The following is a 16731-nucleotide window of genomic DNA, read 5'->3' as shown; positions in this document are numbered from 1 at the left end:
TGACGTCCTTGTGTCGTTCAGTTCGCTGCGAACGTTATCAGTTTCGCAACGCTGATCCGTGCGCATTCTGACGAACCGGCGCCGCAAAATACTGCCGGATATTTCAATCAGAGCCGACCTTTGCACTGGATTGATACAACTTCGGATTGGACATGTGGTCATACAAGCCTACTGTTCAAAACAGGAGGTGACGTATGAAACCAGTACCCAACAGCTTTGAACGCAAGATCATGCTCAGGTCGCCGCGCTCCCATGTCTGGCGCGCCCTGGTCGATGCCGAGGCGTTCGGCCAGTGGTTCGGCGTTGCGCTGGAGGGCCGGCGGTTTATCGCCGGCGAATGGACGCAGGGGCAGGTCACTTACCCCGGTTATGAACATGTGCTCTGGAACGTGCTGGTGGAGCGGGTCGAGCCGCAGCAGCTGTTCTCATTTCGCTGGCACCCGTACGCGGTGAACCCGAAAATCGACTACTCCCAGGAACCGACCACGCTGGTCAAATTCGAACTGCAGGACTACGAGAACGGCACGCTGCTGAAGGTCTCCGAATCAGGCTTTGCGCACATCCCCGACGTGCGCCAGAAAGAGGCCTACTACATGGACAGTCGGGGCTGGGAGGAACAGTTGAGTCGACTTGAGCACTTCCTCACGGAGAGCGACCGGGCCCGTGAGCGTGAAGGTGGCTGATCTCGACCTGTTCGCGCCGTGGCTGGGACGCTGGGCGCTGGCGCCGGACGGCGAGCCGATCATCACCCCGGGCAGCCGCCTGTTGCCGGTGCGTCAGGACGATACTCCGGCGATGCTGAAAGTCGCGGTGGACGACGAAGAAAAGTACGGCAACCTGCTGATGACCTGGTGGGACGGCGACGGCGCCGCCCGGGTGCTTGCCCATCACGACGAAGGCCTGTTGCTGGAGCGGGCGATGGGCCAGCGTTCGTTGATGCACATGGCGCTCAACGGCGAGGACGACGAGGCCTCGCGGATCATGTGCCGATCCTTGGCCCGGCTGCACGCACCGCGTCTGACGCCGCCACCGCCGTTGGTGGAACTCGCGCCGTGGTTCGCATCATTACGAGTGGCGGCGACCCGATACGGCGGCCAATACGCCGAATGCCTGCAAACCGCCCAGACCTTGCTTGCCGAGCCGCATGACGTAGTGGTGCTGCACGGCGACATGCACCACGACAACGTCCTCGATTTCGGCCCACGGGGCTGGCTGGCCATCGACCCCAAGCGGGTGCAGGGCGAGCGCGGTTATGACTACGCCAACCTGATCTGCAACCCGGAATTGCAGACGGCCACCGATCCGGAGCGCTTTCGGCACCAAGTCAATGTGATCTGCGAAGCAGCGGCAATTGAACGCAAGCGCCTGCTGCAATGGGTACTGGCCTTCGCCGGACTGTCTGCCGCGTGGTTCATGGAAGATGACGAGCGAAAAGCCGCCAACGGACAGCTGAAAGTCGCGCAACTGGCGGCTTCTGCACTTGATGCCTGACACGCCTAAGGGTTTTCGGAAGGCCTGCTATGGCGAATGTCTTACACGCGCTGGTAGCTTTTTCGACTATTGCCGATTGGATCCAGAGCGTAATCTAGCCTCATCAACTGAAGCACAGGGAGTGTTTCAGGATCACGGATGATCGACCATTAGCAAGGATCGCTGCCGACAGGGAGTCGATAATGGTCTTGGGAAAAACCCGCTTCGGCGGGTTTTTTTTCGCCCGCAGAAAAGTGCCGTGCCCAAACAGAAACACCGCCAATCGGCGGTGTTTCTGCATCTGCAGGTTTTACGAAGCAATCAACTGGCGCAACACGTAATGCAGAATCCCGCCGGACTTGAAGTACTCCACCTCGTTCAAGGTGTCGATGCGGCACAGCACTTCGATTTTCTCCTGACGCCCGTTTTCACGGGTGATGACCAGGGTCAGGTTCATCCGTGGCGTCAGCTCGACACCGCTCAGGCCCTGAATATCCAGGGTTTCCTTGCCGGTGAGGTTCAGGCTCTTGCGGTTCTGATCGAGCTTGAACTGCAACGGCAGCACGCCCATGCCCACCAGGTTGGAACGGTGGATGCGCTCGAAGCTTTCGGCGATCACCGCTTTAACGCCCAGCAGGTTGGTGCCCTTGGCAGCCCAGTCACGGCTGGAACCGGTGCCGTATTCTTGCCCGGCAATCACCACCAGCGGCGTGCCTGAGGCTTGATAACGCATGGCCGCGTCGTAGATCGCCAGTTTCTCGCCGGTCGGAATGTAGATCGTGTTGCCACCTTCTTCGCCGCCGAGCATTTCGTTGCGGATACGGATGTTGGCAAACGTGCCGCGCATCATCACTTCGTGGTTGCCCCGGCGTGAGCCGTAGGAGTTGAAGTCCCGTGGCTCGACGCCTTGCTCGCGCAAGTAACGTCCGGCCGGGCTGTCGGCCTTGATGTTGCCGGCGGGGGAGATGTGGTCGGTGGTCACCGAATCGCCCAGCAAAGCCAGCACTCGAGCACCTTTCACATCGGCGATCACCGGCAAAGGCCCGGCAATGTCATCGAAGAACGGCGGATGCTGGATGTAGGTCGAATCCGCTTGCCAGACATAGGTCGCCGCTTGCGGGACTTCGATGGCTTGCCACTGTTCGTCGCCGGCAAACACTTCGGCGTATTCCTTGTGGAACATCGCCGTATTGACCTGATTTACCGCGTCGGCGATTTCCTTGCTGCTCGGCCAGATGTCTCGCAGGTAAACCGGATTGCCCTGCTGGTCGTTACCCAGCGGCTCGCTGCTGATGTCGGTGCGCACACTGCCGGCCAGGGCGTAAGCGACGACCAGCGGTGGCGAGGCCAGCCAGTTGGTTTTCACCAGCGGATGCACCCGGCCTTCGAAGTTGCGGTTGCCGGACAGTACCGAAGCCACGGTCAGGTCGGCTTTCTGGATGGCTTTTTCGATCGGTTCCGGCAGCGGCCCGGAGTTGCCGATACAAGTGGTGCAGCCATAGCCGACCAGCGAAAAACCGAGCTGATCGAGGTACTGCGTCAATCCGGCGGCCTTGTAGTAATCGGTGACGACTTTCGAACCCGGAGCCAGCGAACTCTTCACCCACGGCTTGCGGGTCAGGCCTTTTTCCACGGCTTTTTTCGCCAGCAGCCCAGCCGCCATCATCACACTCGGGTTGGAGGTGTTGGTGCAGGAGGTGATCGCGGCAATCACCACCGCGCCGTTTTTCAGGCGATAGGTGTGGCCGTCGTACTCGTAGTCCGTTTCGCCGACCAGATCGGCATTGCCCACCGCCACGCCACCACCGCCTTCGCTTTCCAGACGTCCTTCTTCTTTGCTGGTAGGTTTGAACTGCAAGTCGAGGAAGTCACTGAACGCCTGGCCGACATTCGGCAGCGAGACACGGTCCTGCGGACGTTTAGGCCCGGCGAGGCTGGCTTCGACGCTGCCCATGTCCAGCGCCAGGCTGTCGGTGAACACCGGTTCCTGACCGGGCAGGCGCCACAGGCCCTGAGCCTTGGTGTACGCCTCGACCAGTTTCACCACTTCAGGCGGGCGGCCGGACAGGCGCAAGTAGTCGAGGGTCACGTCATCCACCGGGAAGAAACCGCAGGTCGCGCCATATTCCGGGGCCATGTTGGCGATGGTCGCGCGGTCGGCCAGCGGCAGGTCGGCGAGGCCGTCGCCATAGAACTCGACGAATTTGCCGACCACGCCTTTCTTGCGCAGCATCTGGGTCACGGTCAGCACCAGATCGGTGGCGGTGATGCCTTCCTTGAGCTTGCCAGTGAGTTTGAAACCGATCACTTCCGGAATCAGCATCGACACCGGTTGCCCGAGCATGGCGGCTTCCGCTTCGATCCCGCCGACGCCCCAGCCAAGTACGCCGAGGCCGTTGATCATGGTGGTGTGGGAGTCGGTGCCGACCAGCGTGTCGGGGAAGGCATAGGTGCGGCCGTCTTCGTCCTTGGTCCACACCGTGCGGCCGAGGTATTCGAGGTTGACTTGGTGGCAGATCCCGGTGCCCGGCGGCACCACGCTGAAGTTATCGAAGGCGCTCTGGCCCCAGCGCAGGAAAGCATAGCGTTCGCCGTTGCGCTGCATTTCGATGTCGACGTTCTGTTCGAAGGCGCTGGCGCTGGCGAATTTGTCGACCATCACCGAGTGGTCGATCACCAGATCCACTGGCGACAGCGGGTTGATTCGCTGCGGATCACCGCCGGCCTTGGCCATGGCGGCGCGCATCGCGGCCAGATCGACCACGGCCGGTACGCCGGTAAAGTCCTGCATCAGCACGCGGGCAGGGCGGTACTGGATTTCGCGGTCGGAGCGGCGCTCCTTGAGCCACGCGGCAAGCGCCTTGAGGTCGGCGCCGGTGACGGTTTTTTCATCTTCCCAGCGCAGCAGGTTTTCCAGCAGGACTTTCAGCGACATCGGCAGCTTGTCAAGATCGCCCAAGGTCTTGGCGGCATCCGGCAGGCTGAAATAGTGGTAAGTCTTGTCATCGACTTTGAGGGTTTTCAGAGAATTCAGACTATCGAGGGACGGCATTACGATCACTCCTTTGAGTCCGCACGGCTACGGACTGAGGGGACGGGCAGAGCTATCAACGTAGCCCTGTTTTCAGTAGCTGGCTAATAACTGGACTCTATGGGCAAGTCCAAGGTTCCGACATGGGCTATCATGCGCCGGTTTTCGTGACAGGCTTTGCTTCAATGCAGGTCTGGGCATCGCGCAGGGGATGAATGATCGCCCTCTGCCCAGGAGTAAGAATGAACACCCTATTCATGCATTGCCGGCCAGGCTTCGAAGGCGAAGTCTGCTCGGAGATTTCCGACCTCGCCGCCCGACTGAATGTGGCCGGCTACGCCAAGGCCAAACCGGCCACCGCTTGCGCCGAGTTCGTCTGCACCGAAGAAGACGGTGCCGAGCGCCTGATGCGCGGTCAGCGTTTCGCCGAGCTGATCTTCCCGCGCCAATGGGCGCGCGGGTTTTTCATCGATCTGCCGGAAAACGACCGTATCAGCGTGATCCTCGCTCACATGAGTGAATTCCCGGTGTGCGGCAGCCTGTGGCTGGAAGTCGTCGACACCAACGACGGCAAGGAGCTGTCGAACTTCTGCAAGAAATTCGAAGGCCCGCTGCGCAAGGCCCTGACCGGTGCCGGCAAACTGGTGGAGGACACCAGCAAGCCGCGTCTGCTGCTGACCTTCAAGAGCGGCCGTGAGGTGTTTCTCGGTCTGGCCGACGCCGGTAACTCGGCGATGTGGCCGATGGGCATTCCGCGCCTGAAGTTCCCGCGTGAGGCGCCGAGCCGTTCGACCCTGAAACTGGAAGAAGCCTGGCACCACTTCATCCCCCGCGACCAGTGGGAAGATCGCCTGCACAGCGACATGACCGGCGTGGATCTCGGCGCGGCGCCGGGCGGCTGGACCTGGCAGCTGGTCAATCGCGGCATGCTGGTGACTGCTATCGACAACGGCCCGATGGCCGAAAGCCTGATGGACACCGGTCTGGTGCAGCACCTGATGGCTGACGGCTTCACCTTCAAGCCCAAGCAGCCGGTGGACTGGATGGTTTGCGACATCGTCGAGAAACCGGCGCGCAATGCCGCGATGCTCGAAGAGTGGATCGGCGAGGGGCATTGCCGGGAAGCGGTGGTCAACCTCAAGTTGCCGATGAAGCAGCGTTACGCCGAAGTGAAGCGCCTGCTCGAACGCATCGCCGATGGTTTCAAGGCCCGTGGGATCAAGGTCGACATCGGCTGCAAGCAGCTTTACCACGACCGCGAGGAAGTGACCTGCCATTTGCGCCGCCTTGACGTGAAGAAAGCCAAAGCCCGCTGAGCGCACGACAGGTGACCGAAGACCCAGCATTGGGCGACAATGCCGGCCAGTTTCAGGAGTGAATCATGAGTGAAATGATCAATACGCCGGTCGACGGCACCCTTGACGCCACGGGCCTCAACTGCCCGGAGCCGGTGATGATGCTGCACCAGCACATCCGTGATTTGGTGCCTGGCGGCCTGCTCAAGGTGATCGCCACCGACCCGTCGACCCGCCGCGACATCCCCAAGTTCTGCGTGTTTCTCGACCATGAACTGGTAGGGCAACACGAAGAAGCCGGGACCTATCTGTACTGGATTCGCAAGAAGTCCGGTTGATCGGAAGGCAAAAAAAAGACCTGCATGTGCAGGTCATTTTTTATGGCCGGTCAGCCCATCGAACGGCTGATGCGAATGCGTTTGCGTGCACTGCGCGTCAGGCGGATCGACAGCATCAGCGCCGCGCAGCTCAGGCCGACGATCAGGCCTTCCCACAAGCCGCTCGGGCCGCGTGGCTCGCCGAGCCAGTCGGTCAGGCCGAGGGCGTAACCCACCGGCAGGCCGATGCCCCAATAGGCGAACAGGGTCAGAATCATCGTCACGCGAGTGTCCTGATAACCGCGCAGGGCGCCGGCGGCGGTGACCTGAATCGCGTCGGAAAACTGGAACAGCGCCGAATACACGATCAGCATCGCGGCGATGTGAATCACCATCGGATCCGACGTGTAGATCGCCGCAATGTGCTCGCGCATCAGCAGCATCATGCTCGCCGACAGGCAGGCGTAAGCCAGCGCAGTGCCCATGCCGACACCCGCCGCGAAACGTGCTTCGCGAGGTTCTTCACGGCCCAGGGCCTGACCGACCCGCACGGTCACGGCCATGCCCAGCGAGTACGGAATCATGAACACCAGCGAGCTGACGTTCAGCGCGATCTGGTGCCCGGCCACCACGGTGGCGCCGAGGCTGCCGATCAGCAGCGCGATCACCGCGAAGATGCTCGACTCGGCAAACACCGCGACGCCGATCGGCAGACCGATAGCCAGCAAACGCTTGATCACCGCCCATTGCGGCCAGTCGAAACGGCTGAACAGTTCGCTCGACTTGTAGGCCGGTGCCCAGCGCTCATAACCGGCCAGACCCAGTGCCATCACCCACATCACGATCGCCGTGGCCCAGCCGCAACCGACGCCGCCCATGGCCGGTACGCCAAAGTGGCCATAAATGAACACGTAGTTGAGCGGAATGTTCAGCGCCAGGCCGCACAGGCCCAGCACCATCGCCGGGCGGGTGCGACCGAGGCCGTCACTGGTGCAGCGCAGCACATGGTAGAACGCCACGGCCGGCAGACCGCTGGCGATGCCGTGCAGGTACTGCATGCATGGGCCGATCAGCTCCGGATCGACTTTCATCAAATGCAGGATCGGTTCGGCGCTGAACAGCATGGTGGTCGCCATCAGGCCCACCACCAGTGCCAGCCACAGGGCCTGACGCACGATCGGGCCGATCTCGCTGTGGGTGCCGGCGCCAAAGCGCTGGGCGACTTTAGGCGTGGTCGCCAGCAAAGTGCCGGTCATCAGCAGGAACACCGGCACCCAGATCGAGTTGCCCAGCGCCACGGCCGCCAGATCCTTGGGCCCGACGCGCCCGGCCATCACCGCATCGACGAAGCCCATGGCGGTGGTTGCCAGCTGCGCGATCATGATCGGCAGGGCCAGGCCGAGCAGATTCTTCAGCTCCAGGCGAACCCGGGCAGGGCGGTTGAGGGAAACGGCAGCAGGGCGGTCAGTCACGGAATTCACAGGCAAAGCGTCCAAGGGGTTGATGCGCAAGGCCGGGCATTCTACGCCGCTGACGTTATGGTCAGGAAAAATCCTCTGTTGCGGATTTGTAATCGCCGCGCCTCATCAAGAAATCAAAGCCTGCTGGCTCATCGCAGTCCCAACGCCTACACTGCCGATCCGCCCAAGGAGCCCCGCCATGCTGATTGTTGCCGACGAAAATATCCCGCTGCTCGATGCCTTTTTTGCCGGTTTCGGTGAGATTCGCCGAGTACCGGGCCGTTCCATCGACCGGGCCACGGTCGAACAGGCCGATGTATTGCTGGTGCGCTCGGTGACCAACGTCAACCGCGCACTGCTTGAAGGCAGCAAGGTGCGTTTTGTCGGCACCTGCACCATCGGCACCGATCATCTGGATCTCGATTACTTCAATGAGGCCGGGATCACCTGGTCCAGCGCGCCCGGCTGCAATGCCCGGGGCGTGGTCGATTACGTGCTCGGCAGCCTGATGACCCTGGCTGAAATCGAAGGCGTCGATTTGCGTGAACGCACTTACGGTGTGATCGGGGCCGGTGAAGTGGGCGGTCGCCTGATCAAGGTGCTCAAAGGCCTGGGCTGGAACGTGAAAGTCTGCGATCCGCCGCGTCAGGCGGCCGAGGGCGGCGACTATGTCAGCCTGGAGCAGATCATCGCGCAGTGCGACGTGATCAGCCTGCACACCCCGCTGACCCGCAGCGGTGACGGTGCGACCTGGCATTTGTTCGACGAGCAGCGTTTGCAGCAGCTCAAGCCCGGCGCCTGGTTGATCAACGCGGCTCGCGGTCCGGTGGTGGATAACACCGCGTTGCGCGAAGTGCTGCTGGAGCGTGAAGACCTGCAAGCAGTGCTCGATGTCTGGGAGGCCGAGCCGCAAGTCGATGTTTCTCTGGCCGAGCTCTGCGTGTTGGCGACGCCGCACATCGCCGGTTACAGCCTCGACGGCAAGCAGCGCGGCACCGCGCAGATCTATCAGGCTTACTGCGACTTTATCGGTGAGCCCGCCAGCATTCAGCTCGGCGATCTGCTGCCGGCGCCGTGGTTGTCGGAAGTTTCCCTGCATGCCGACAGCGATCCAGCCTGGGCGCTGGCGATGTTGTGCCGCGGTGTGTACGACCCGCGCCGGGACGACGCGGATTTCCGTCGCACGCTGCTGGGCAGCGTCGGTGAGCAACGTGCGGCGTTCGATGTGTTGCGCAAGCAGTATCCGTCGCGACGCGAGATCGAAGGTTTGAAGGTGCGGATCGAGGGCGATTCGCCGGCCCTGCGCCAGATCGTGGCCGCGCTGGGCGCTGTGGCGGTATAAACAGCGGGCAGAAAAAACCCGGCCTGCAGGGGCCGGGTCAGGAAGACTGTGGCGATATCACTTTTGTTCGGCAGGCTTGACCAATCGCTGTTCCAGTTCGCGGCAGGCTTGCTGGATCATGTCTTCAGTGATCGGCTTTTCGTTGCCATTTTCATCAATAATTGAACAACCCAGAGACTGATCTGGCTGTGTGCGGATCACTTGAATCTTGTCATCGCTGCTGTGTTGCAAGGACATGGCCTGTCTCCTCATCAGGTTGTGTGCCTAGATTAAAACCGTCAGGTGACCAGGCTGTGACAACTCCCTGCGGTCGGTCCGGAACGGCATCTCCACTCAAACAGAAATGACCGTCTGTCTCAACCCGGACCTTAGACCAATAGCGTCTAGGGGGTAGTCTTGCCGGTCATAATTAACCTGACTCATTGTGATTTGCAGAGTTCCACCCCATTTGAGTCTGTAGGCTGGCCCTATCCATCAGCACACGACGTGAACCTGAATGATCCCGATGCTTTCCTCGCGCCACCGCCGGGCCTTGCGCCTGACCAGTTCTTTCCTTGCCCCTTATCGCTGGCCGGCCTTTGGTGCGCTGCTGGCACTGATCGTCACGGCGGGCATCACCCTGTCGATGGGGCAGGGCATCAAGTTGCTGGTCGATCAAGGCTTCATGACTCAATCGCCGCACTTGCTCAATCAATCCATCGGCCTGTTCATGCTGTTGGTGCTCGGCCTCGCGGTCGGCACGTTTGCGCGGTTTTATCTGGTGTCCTGGATCGGTGAGCGCGTGGTGGCGGACATCCGTCGGCAGGTGTTCAACCATCTGGTGTACCTGCATCCCGGGTTTTACGAGGACAACCGCAGCTCGGAAATCCAGTCGCGGCTGACCGCTGACACCACGCTGCTGCAATCAGTGATCGGCTCGTCGCTGTCGCTGTTCCTGCGCAATTTGCTGATGGTCATTGGCGGTGTGGTGCTGCTGTTCATCACCAACCCCAAGCTCACCAGCATCGTGGTAATAGCACTGCCGCTGGTGATTGCGCCGATCCTGATTTTTGGCCGCCGCGTGCGTAACCTCTCCCGGCTGAGTCAGGACCGGATCGCCGACATTGGCAGTTACGTCTCGGAAACCCTCGGCCAGATCAAAACCGTGCAGGCCTACAACCATCAGGTGCAAGACGAACAGCGTTTCGCCAGCACCGTCGAGCAGGCATTCGAGACTGCGCGCAAACGGATTTTCCAGCGGGCCTGGCTGATCACGCTGGTAATCGTGCTGGTGCTCGGCGCCGTCGCGGTGATGTTGTGGGTCGGCGGCATGGACGTGATCGCCGGGCGGATTTCTGCCGGTGAACTGGCGGCGTTCGTGTTCTACAGCCTGATCGTCGGCAGTGCGTTTGGCACGTTGAGCGAAGTGATCGGAGAGTTGCAGCGAGCGGCTGGCGCCGCCGAGCGCATCGCCGAATTGCTGCGTTCGGAAAACATCATCCAGCCACCGACCACAGGATTGGTGACGCTGCCGGAGCGGGTCAAAGGCGAGCTGGAGTTGCAGGATGTACGTTTTTCCTACCCTTCGCGTCCCGATAGCCTCGCCGTCGATGGCTTGAGTCTGACGATCAACGCCGGGGAAACCCTCGCGCTCGTGGGACCGTCCGGCGCGGGCAAGTCCACGGTGTATGACTTGCTGCTGCGTTTCTACGATCCCCGGGAAGGGCGGATCCTGATCGATGGCGTACCGCTGACGAGCCTCGATCCGCTGGACCTGCGTCGCTGCTTCGCGCTGGTCTCGCAAACCCCGGCACTGTTCTTCGGCAGTGTCGAAGAGAACATTCGCTACGGCTGCCCGACCGCCACGCTGGAGCAGGTGCGGGAGGCGGCCAGAATCGCCCACGCCCACGACTTCATCGAACAGATGCCCGACGGCTACCAGACCCATCTGGGCGACGGTGGCCTCGGTCTGTCAGGCGGACAACGCCAGCGCCTGGCCATTGCCCGGGCGTTGCTGGTCGACGCGCCGATCCTGCTGCTCGACGAAGCCACCAGCGCCCTTGATGCCCAAAGCGAACACCTGATTCAGCAAGCACTGCCGAGCCTGATGCAAAACCGCACCACGCTGGTCATTGCCCACCGGTTGGCGACGGTGAAAAACGCCGACCGGATTGCGGTGATGGATCAGGGCAAACTGGTGGCGATCGGTACGCATCAGGAGTTGATCGCCAGTAATCCGCTGTATGCGCGGTTGGCGGCGTTGCAGTTCAGTGATGGTCGTCAGGTTTCAACCGACCCTGTAACCGACTAAGTAATCGACCTAGTAGAACGCCATAAAAAATGCCCGCATCTCTCGATGCGGGCATTTTTGTTTACGTCGATCTATCGGCGAAACACGCCCCGATCACTGATCGTCGAAATACCGCTCATGCCAATCCACCAGCGGTTGCGGCGAATTGAGTTTCTGGCCGTAGATCACCGAGTAGGACAGCACGTTCTGCACGTACTGGCGGGTTTCGTCGAACGGGATGCTTTCCACCCACACGTCGAAGCTCAGATGGTCGGCGCCACGCAGCCACTGGCGCACGCGGCCGGGGCCGGCGTTGTAGGCGGCGGAGGCGAGCACGCGGTTGCCGTTGAACTGGCTGTGCACCTGGCTCAGGTAAGCGGCGCCGAGCTGGATGTTTTTATCCGGATCCAGCACCTGCTGTGGCGAGGCCAGCGGAATGCTGAACTTGCGCGCGGTTTCCTTGGCGGTGCCGGGCATCAGTTGCATCAGGCCGCTGGCGCCGACGCTGGAACGGGCGTCGTCCATGAATGCACTTTCCTGACGGGTGATGGCGAACACCCAGCTCGAATGCAGGCCGCGCACCTTGGCTTCGCGCACCAGAGTGTCGCGGTGGGCCATCGGGAAACGGATGTCCAGATCATCCCAGTACTGCGCCTGACTGATGGTGCGGATGGCCGGGAAGTACCATCTCAGGTCGTAGGCCAGTTTCGCCTGGGCGACCATTTCGTCGCGGCTGAAATGCCGGCTGACGTGATACCACTCGCGGCGGCCATCGACGATCTGCCCACGGGCGTGGAACTCCAGCGCACGACGCACGCCCGGGGTGTTGCGCACCTTGTTGATCAGCGCCTGACTGAGCACCAGCGGCTTGTTGTTCAGCGAGTACGGCGATTGCGAGCGGTCGGCGGCGAGGAAGCCGTAGAAATCCCGTTCCCGCGACAGATTCTTGTACAGCGTCTGCGCTTCCGGGTTTTGCGGTTGCGCCAGTTCCAGGCTGCGGGCCTGCCAGTAGCGCCAGCGGTTGGTAGTGGCCAGATCCTGCGGGAGACGGCGGGTCAGTTGGTAGGCGTCGTCCCAGCGCGCCAGACGCAGCAGCAGCCGCAGGCGCCATTCGGACACGGTGTTGTCGCGCAGTTCCGGGTCGTACTTGGTCATCACGTCCAGCGCGCGGCTGTCGAAGCGCCGGGCGAGGGTCAGGCCGATTTCCCGGGCGATCGCGACTTTTTCATCGCGGGAGAAATGCATGCTGCTGGCATAACCGTCGAGCAGGGCCATGGCCTTGTCCGGGTCCTGACGCGCGAGGCGGCGCAGGCCGAGGCTGACCACGTCCGACATCGGTTCATCGGCCGGCATGAACCGCGAAGGCTGATTGAGCAGTTCCGGTTTCTGCGCCACGTCCACCAGCAGGCGGCCGCGCGGGGCGAGGGTGGTCAGGCCGTTGACCAGGCTGTTGGCCAGCGGATAGTTGCGGTGTTGGGCGGCGAGTTTGGCGCGCTCCCAGCGTTTCTGTTCGGTCAACTGACCTTCGGCGGCCCACATGCCAAACAGCGCATCACAGGCGGCAGGCTGGGATTTGCCGGTCAGCCAGAGCTTCTCGGCGTTGGCGTAGCCCTCGGCCTTCTTGTTGTGGCTGATCTGGTATTGCGCGTGGAGGCAGTCAAGTTCAGTGAAATTCAGTTTCGGGTCGTAATACTTGACGAACGTCGCCCAATCGCCGCGATCGGCCAGCCAGCGCAGCCAGCGCAATTTCATCCAGTTGGCCTGCGGCAGGTCACCGTGCTCGGCGAGGAATTTCTCGATCTCCGCGTTGCTGGCGGTTTTCAGCCGCGCAGTCAGCTCGTCGTAGGCGAGGTACGGCTCCAGCGGATAATCGGCGAGAGCCTGGCTGTAACGGAAATACGGGCCGCTGTCGCCCTTGGCCAGGGCGCGCTTGGCTTCATCGTAATACTGGCGTTGGGTGGACAGGTCCACCGCCTGAGCGGATTGAACGGCAGCGGCGGAAAGCAGCAAACATGACAAAACACTGAAGAGGCGACTGCGCATGAGACATCCGGGCAGAGAAATCATGACAAGTGCCGGCTCAAAACCCGCACTGAATTGCCTGTAGCTTAGCCTTTTGCCAGCAAGGGGCGAAAGCTTTGCCGGCCTTGCAGCACAAGTTCGCAACAATTGTTGTGCAGAGTGCGTCAGCGGCGAAATTGCCGGCCTGTTCGGGCCCCGATTCAGGTAGAATGCGCGCCCGGTTTTTGGAGAAGCTCATGACCCTGCTCAAATTCAGCGATGTGTCCCTTGCATTCGGCGCGATGCCGTTGTTGGACAAGGTGTCCTGGCAGATCGCCCGTGGTGAGCGGGTGTGCATCATCGGCCGCAACGGCACTGGCAAATCCAGCATGATGAAACTGGTCAAGGGCGACCAGAAGCCTGATGACGGCTCGGTGTGGCGTGCCCCCGGTCTGAAAATCGGTGAATTGCCGCAGGAATTGCCTGTGGCCGACGAGCGGACAGTGTTCGACGTGGTTGCCGAAGGACTCGACGGCGTTGGCGCTTTGCTCGCCGAATACCATCACCTGAGCCAGAACATCGTCACCGATGCCGATCTGGACAAGCTGATGCATGTTCAGCACGACCTCGAAGCCCGCGATGGCTGGCGCTTGCAGACTTTGGTCGACAGCACCCTGAGTCGTCTGCAATTGCCGGCCGACAAGACCCTCGCCGAACTGTCCGGCGGCTGGCGTCGTCGCGTGCTGCTGGCGCAGGCGCTGGTGTCCGAGCCGGATCTGCTGCTGCTCGACGAGCCGACCAACCACCTGGACATCGGTGCGATTGCCTGGCTTGAAGAAGCGCTGAAGGATTTCCAGGGCGCCGTGCTGTTCATCACGCACGACCGTTCTTTCCTGCAAAACCTCGCCACCCGCATCCTTGAACTGGATCGCGGCGGCCTGATCGACTGGAACGGCGACTACGCCAGTTTCCTCGTCCATAAAGAAGCCGCACTGGCCGCCGAAGAAACCGCCAACGCGCTGTTCGACAAGCGTCTGGCCCAGGAAGAAGTGTGGATTCGTCAGGGCATCAAGGCCCGTCGCACCCGTAACGAAGGCCGCGTGCGTGCTCTGAAAGCCCTGCGCGTGGAGCGCAGTGAGCGTCGCGAGCGCACCGGCAAGGCCAACATCCAGCTGGAAACAGCGGAGAAGTCCGGCAAGCAGGTGATGGTGCTGGATAACGTGAGCTTCGCGCATCCGGGCGGTCCGTTCCTGATTCGCGATTTCTCCATGGTGCTGCAGCGCGGCGACCGGATCGGTCTGCTCGGCGCCAACGGTACCGGCAAAACCACTTTGCTGAAACTGATGCTCAGCGGTCTGCAACCGACCAGCGGCAAAGTGGAAGAGGGCACCAAGATCGACGTGGCCTACTTCGACCAGTTGCGCCATCAGCTGGATCTGGAAAAAACCGTGATCGACAACGTCGCCGAAGGTCGTGACTTCATCGATATCGACGGCCAGAGCCGCCACGTACTGAGCTACCTCGGCGACTTCCTGTTCAGCCCGCAGCGTGCCCGCACGCCGGTGAAGGCGTTGTCCGGTGGTGAGCGTGCACGTTTGCTGCTGGCCAAGCTGTTCAGCAAGCCTGCAAACCTGCTGGTACTCGACGAACCGACCAACGACCTCGACGTGGAAACCCTCGAGCTGCTCGAAGAAGTGCTGCTGACCTTCAACGGCACGGTGCTGATGGTCAGCCACGACCGGGCATTCCTCGACAACGTGGTTACCAGCACCTTGGTCTTCGAAGGTGAAGGCAAGGTTCGCGAATACGTCGGCGGCTATCAGGACTGGATCCGTCAGGGTGGTTCGCCGCGTCTGCTGGGCGTGACTGAAAGCAAATCCGGCAAGGCCGATCTGAATTCGGCGGTGGTGACTGCCGAACCGGCTCCGGTTGCCGCGCCGGTTGCTGCGGCCCCGGCTGCGAAGAAGAAACTGAGCTACAAGCTTCAGCGTGAGCTGGAAGCGTTGCCGGGCGACATCGACGCGAAGGAGCAGCAGATTGCTGCTGTCGAGGCTGAAATGGCCGAGGCCGGCTTCTATCAGCGTCCGCCGGCCGAGACGGCCAAGGTGATTGCTTCTCTGGAGCAGTTGCAGGCCGAGCTGGATGCGCTGGTGGAGCGTTGGGCTGAGCTGGACGCCTGATTGTTTCAAGGCATGAAAAAGCCCGGCATCCAGTAATGGGTGCCGGGCTTTTCAGCTTTTCACAAGCGAGTGGGATCAGCGTTTGACCAGGTGCACCGCCAGCACATCGCAAGGCGCGCCGTGCAGGACATCGTTGGCGGTCGAGCCCAATAGCAGCGCCAAACCGTGTCGGCCATGGCTGCCGACCACGATCAGGTCGCACTGCTGTTCCTTGGCGAAATGGTGGATTTCCTGACGCGGCTGGCCGTAGGTCAGGTGGCAGTTGGCGCCTTCGAGTTCGGTGTATTTGTGCTTCAGGCGTTCGAGGCGTTCCTTGGCCTGATCGAACTGCTGTTGTTGCAGTTGTGACAGATCCATCGGCACGTCACCGCCGAAGGCCATGGCCATCGGTTCGACGATATGCACCAGCGACAGCTTGGCGCCATTGCTCACCGACAGCTCTCGGGCGCGGTGGATCACAGGGTCGCACTCTTCGGTCAGATCTACGGCGACCAGGATATGGTGGTAGGGCATGAGGTGCTCCTCGTGAGGGATCAATATTGTTAAGTATGGCTGGTTTCAAGCGCATTGGTTCCAAAGTGACGCAATGGGCTCATGACAAAACGGGAGTAGAGATATGACGGTCTGGCTGGTGGTGTCAATCCTGCTGGTAGTGTTGAGTCCGCTGGCGTGGTTGCGTCCGTCCCGTGCCCAGAGTGGCCGGATAGCCTTGCGCACGGAGGCACGGCGCATCGGGCTGGCCATGCAACTGGCGCCTCAGGAATGGCCGCACTGGCTGAGCCAGGAGCCGCCAAACCCGTGCGCGCAATACCATCGGCCACGCCGTGGAAAGCAGCCGGCGTGCTGGACGTATTGGCAGAAATCCCCGGGGGTTTGGGTGAATCAGTGGCAGGAAGTCTGTGAGGATCCGCTGCTGCTCAATCATTTCGAAAAATTGCCGGGCAACGTTTTCAAGGTCGAGGCGGACAAGCAGATGATCGCGCTCTATTGGGGTGAGAAGGGTGACGCTTCGGTTTTGCTGGAAATTGATGCCACGCTGAAAGCGCTGGCATGACTCCCGGACTTTTCGCGCTGCAACGGTGCGAAACGTCCGGCAGACGCGCAATAAAAAGCCCGACATGATTCATCGGGCGGGGTTGGCCAGGCAGGCCGGAAATTCTTTTTTTGCGTTGGCCCGGAGTCATCCGGTCAGCAAACGTGCGCCTGTTTTCCTTCGTAGTCCAGCCAGCGTAGCCTGTTAAACAAGGCTTGCGGTGAATTAGGGCGACTTTTCTAACTATTAATCTTATGAATACCCTCACATGCAAGCGTGGGTGGCCGGGCTGCGTCCTACAGAAATGACCGCAAAGTCGCATTTCAACCCGTA

General features: G+C 61.3%; 13 protein-coding genes. 8 read left to right on the top strand and 5 right to left on the bottom strand.

From position 1 onward, the window contains the following. Window positions 1–194 precede the first annotated feature (194 nt). Both QRN46_RS07540 and QRN46_RS07535 read left to right on the top strand, forming a co-directional pair. Entirely contained in the window at window positions 195–683 is a 489-nt protein-coding gene (locus QRN46_RS07540; protein ID WP_007953087.1) for an SRPBCC family protein, read from the top strand. Beyond that, the gene (locus QRN46_RS07535; protein ID WP_011335207.1) at window positions 676–1491 is read left to right on the top strand and encodes an aminoglycoside phosphotransferase family protein; all 816 of its coding nucleotides are present in this window, start codon (window positions 676–678) and stop codon (window positions 1489–1491) included. Before QRN46_RS07540 ends, QRN46_RS07535 begins: the two co-directional genes overlap by 8 nt. 289 nt (window positions 1492–1780) lie before the next feature. Here the strand turns inward: QRN46_RS07535 and acnA are convergent, their stop codons facing one another. After that, entirely contained in the window at window positions 1781–4522 is a 2742-nt protein-coding gene (gene acnA, locus QRN46_RS07530) for an aconitate hydratase AcnA (protein ID WP_011335206.1), read from the bottom strand. Between the two features lie 221 nt (window positions 4523–4743). On the opposite strand from acnA, the gene rlmM reads away from it, so the two are divergent. Both rlmM and tusA read left to right on the top strand, forming a co-directional pair. Then, the gene (gene rlmM, locus QRN46_RS07525; protein WP_041475377.1) at window positions 4744–5817 is read left to right on the top strand and encodes a 23S rRNA (cytidine(2498)-2'-O)-methyltransferase RlmM; all 1074 of its coding nucleotides are present in this window, start codon (window positions 4744–4746) and stop codon (window positions 5815–5817) included. Window positions 5818–5882: 65 nt separating this feature from the next. Then, window positions 5883–6134, top strand: coding sequence for a sulfurtransferase TusA (gene tusA / locus QRN46_RS07520; protein ID WP_011335204.1), 252 nt, complete (start codon window positions 5883–5885; stop codon window positions 6132–6134). A gap of 50 nt (window positions 6135–6184) precedes the next feature. Here the strand turns inward: tusA and QRN46_RS07515 are convergent, their stop codons facing one another. After that, window positions 6185–7594, bottom strand: a complete 1410-nt coding sequence (locus QRN46_RS07515; RefSeq protein ID WP_041475594.1) for an MATE family efflux transporter — start codon at window positions 7592–7594, stop codon at window positions 6185–6187. Window positions 7595–7772: 178 nt separating this feature from the next. Here QRN46_RS07515 and pdxB point away from each other — a divergent pair, with 178 nt between their 5' ends. Further along, complete coding sequence (pdxB, locus tag QRN46_RS07510) at window positions 7773–8915, top strand: 4-phosphoerythronate dehydrogenase PdxB (protein ID WP_011335202.1); 1143 nt, start codon at window positions 7773–7775, stop codon at window positions 8913–8915. Window positions 8916–8972: 57 nt separating this feature from the next. Here the strand turns inward: pdxB and QRN46_RS07505 are convergent, their stop codons facing one another. Beyond that, window positions 8973–9152, bottom strand: a complete 180-nt coding sequence (locus QRN46_RS07505; RefSeq protein WP_041475376.1) for a PA1571 family protein — start codon at window positions 9150–9152, stop codon at window positions 8973–8975. Window positions 9153–9411: 259 nt separating this feature from the next. Between QRN46_RS07505 and QRN46_RS07500 the strand changes: the two genes are divergently transcribed. Beyond that, window positions 9412–11205 carry an ABC transporter transmembrane domain-containing protein gene (locus QRN46_RS07500; protein ID WP_011335200.1) on the top strand — a complete coding sequence of 598 codons (1794 nt, stop codon included), beginning with the start codon at window positions 9412–9414 and terminating at the stop codon, window positions 11203–11205. A 93-nt stretch (window positions 11206–11298) separates the two neighbouring features. On the opposite strand, the gene QRN46_RS07495 is transcribed toward QRN46_RS07500, so the two are convergent. Beyond that, on the bottom strand, window positions 11299–13227 hold the full coding sequence (locus QRN46_RS07495) for a transglycosylase SLT domain-containing protein (protein ID WP_041475375.1): 1929 nt from the start codon (window positions 13225–13227) through the stop codon (window positions 11299–11301). Between the two features lie 215 nt (window positions 13228–13442). Between QRN46_RS07495 and QRN46_RS07490 the strand changes: the two genes are divergently transcribed. After that, on the top strand, window positions 13443–15365 hold the full coding sequence (locus tag QRN46_RS07490; protein WP_011335198.1) for an ATP-binding cassette domain-containing protein: 1923 nt from the start codon (window positions 13443–13445) through the stop codon (window positions 15363–15365). A 75-nt stretch (window positions 15366–15440) separates the two neighbouring features. Here QRN46_RS07490 and QRN46_RS07485 read toward each other — a convergent pair whose 3' ends face one another. Next, the gene (locus QRN46_RS07485) at window positions 15441–15878 is read right to left on the bottom strand and encodes a universal stress protein (RefSeq protein WP_011335197.1); all 438 of its coding nucleotides are present in this window, start codon (window positions 15876–15878) and stop codon (window positions 15441–15443) included. A gap of 103 nt (window positions 15879–15981) precedes the next feature. Here QRN46_RS07485 and QRN46_RS07480 point away from each other — a divergent pair, with 103 nt between their 5' ends. After that, window positions 15982–16419 carry a hypothetical protein gene (locus QRN46_RS07480; protein WP_011335196.1) on the top strand — a complete coding sequence of 146 codons (438 nt, stop codon included), beginning with the start codon at window positions 15982–15984 and terminating at the stop codon, window positions 16417–16419. Window positions 16420–16731: the final 312 nt, after the last annotated feature.

Origin of the sequence: Pseudomonas sp. lyk4-R2A-10 (assembly GCF_030209075.1) — a bacterium.
In the GTDB taxonomy this organism is placed as follows: Bacteria; Pseudomonadota; Gammaproteobacteria; order Pseudomonadales; family Pseudomonadaceae; genus Aquipseudomonas; species Aquipseudomonas glycinae.
The sequence above is the reverse complement of the archived record's forward strand: the minus strand, read 5'-3'. Positions and strand labels throughout refer to the sequence as shown.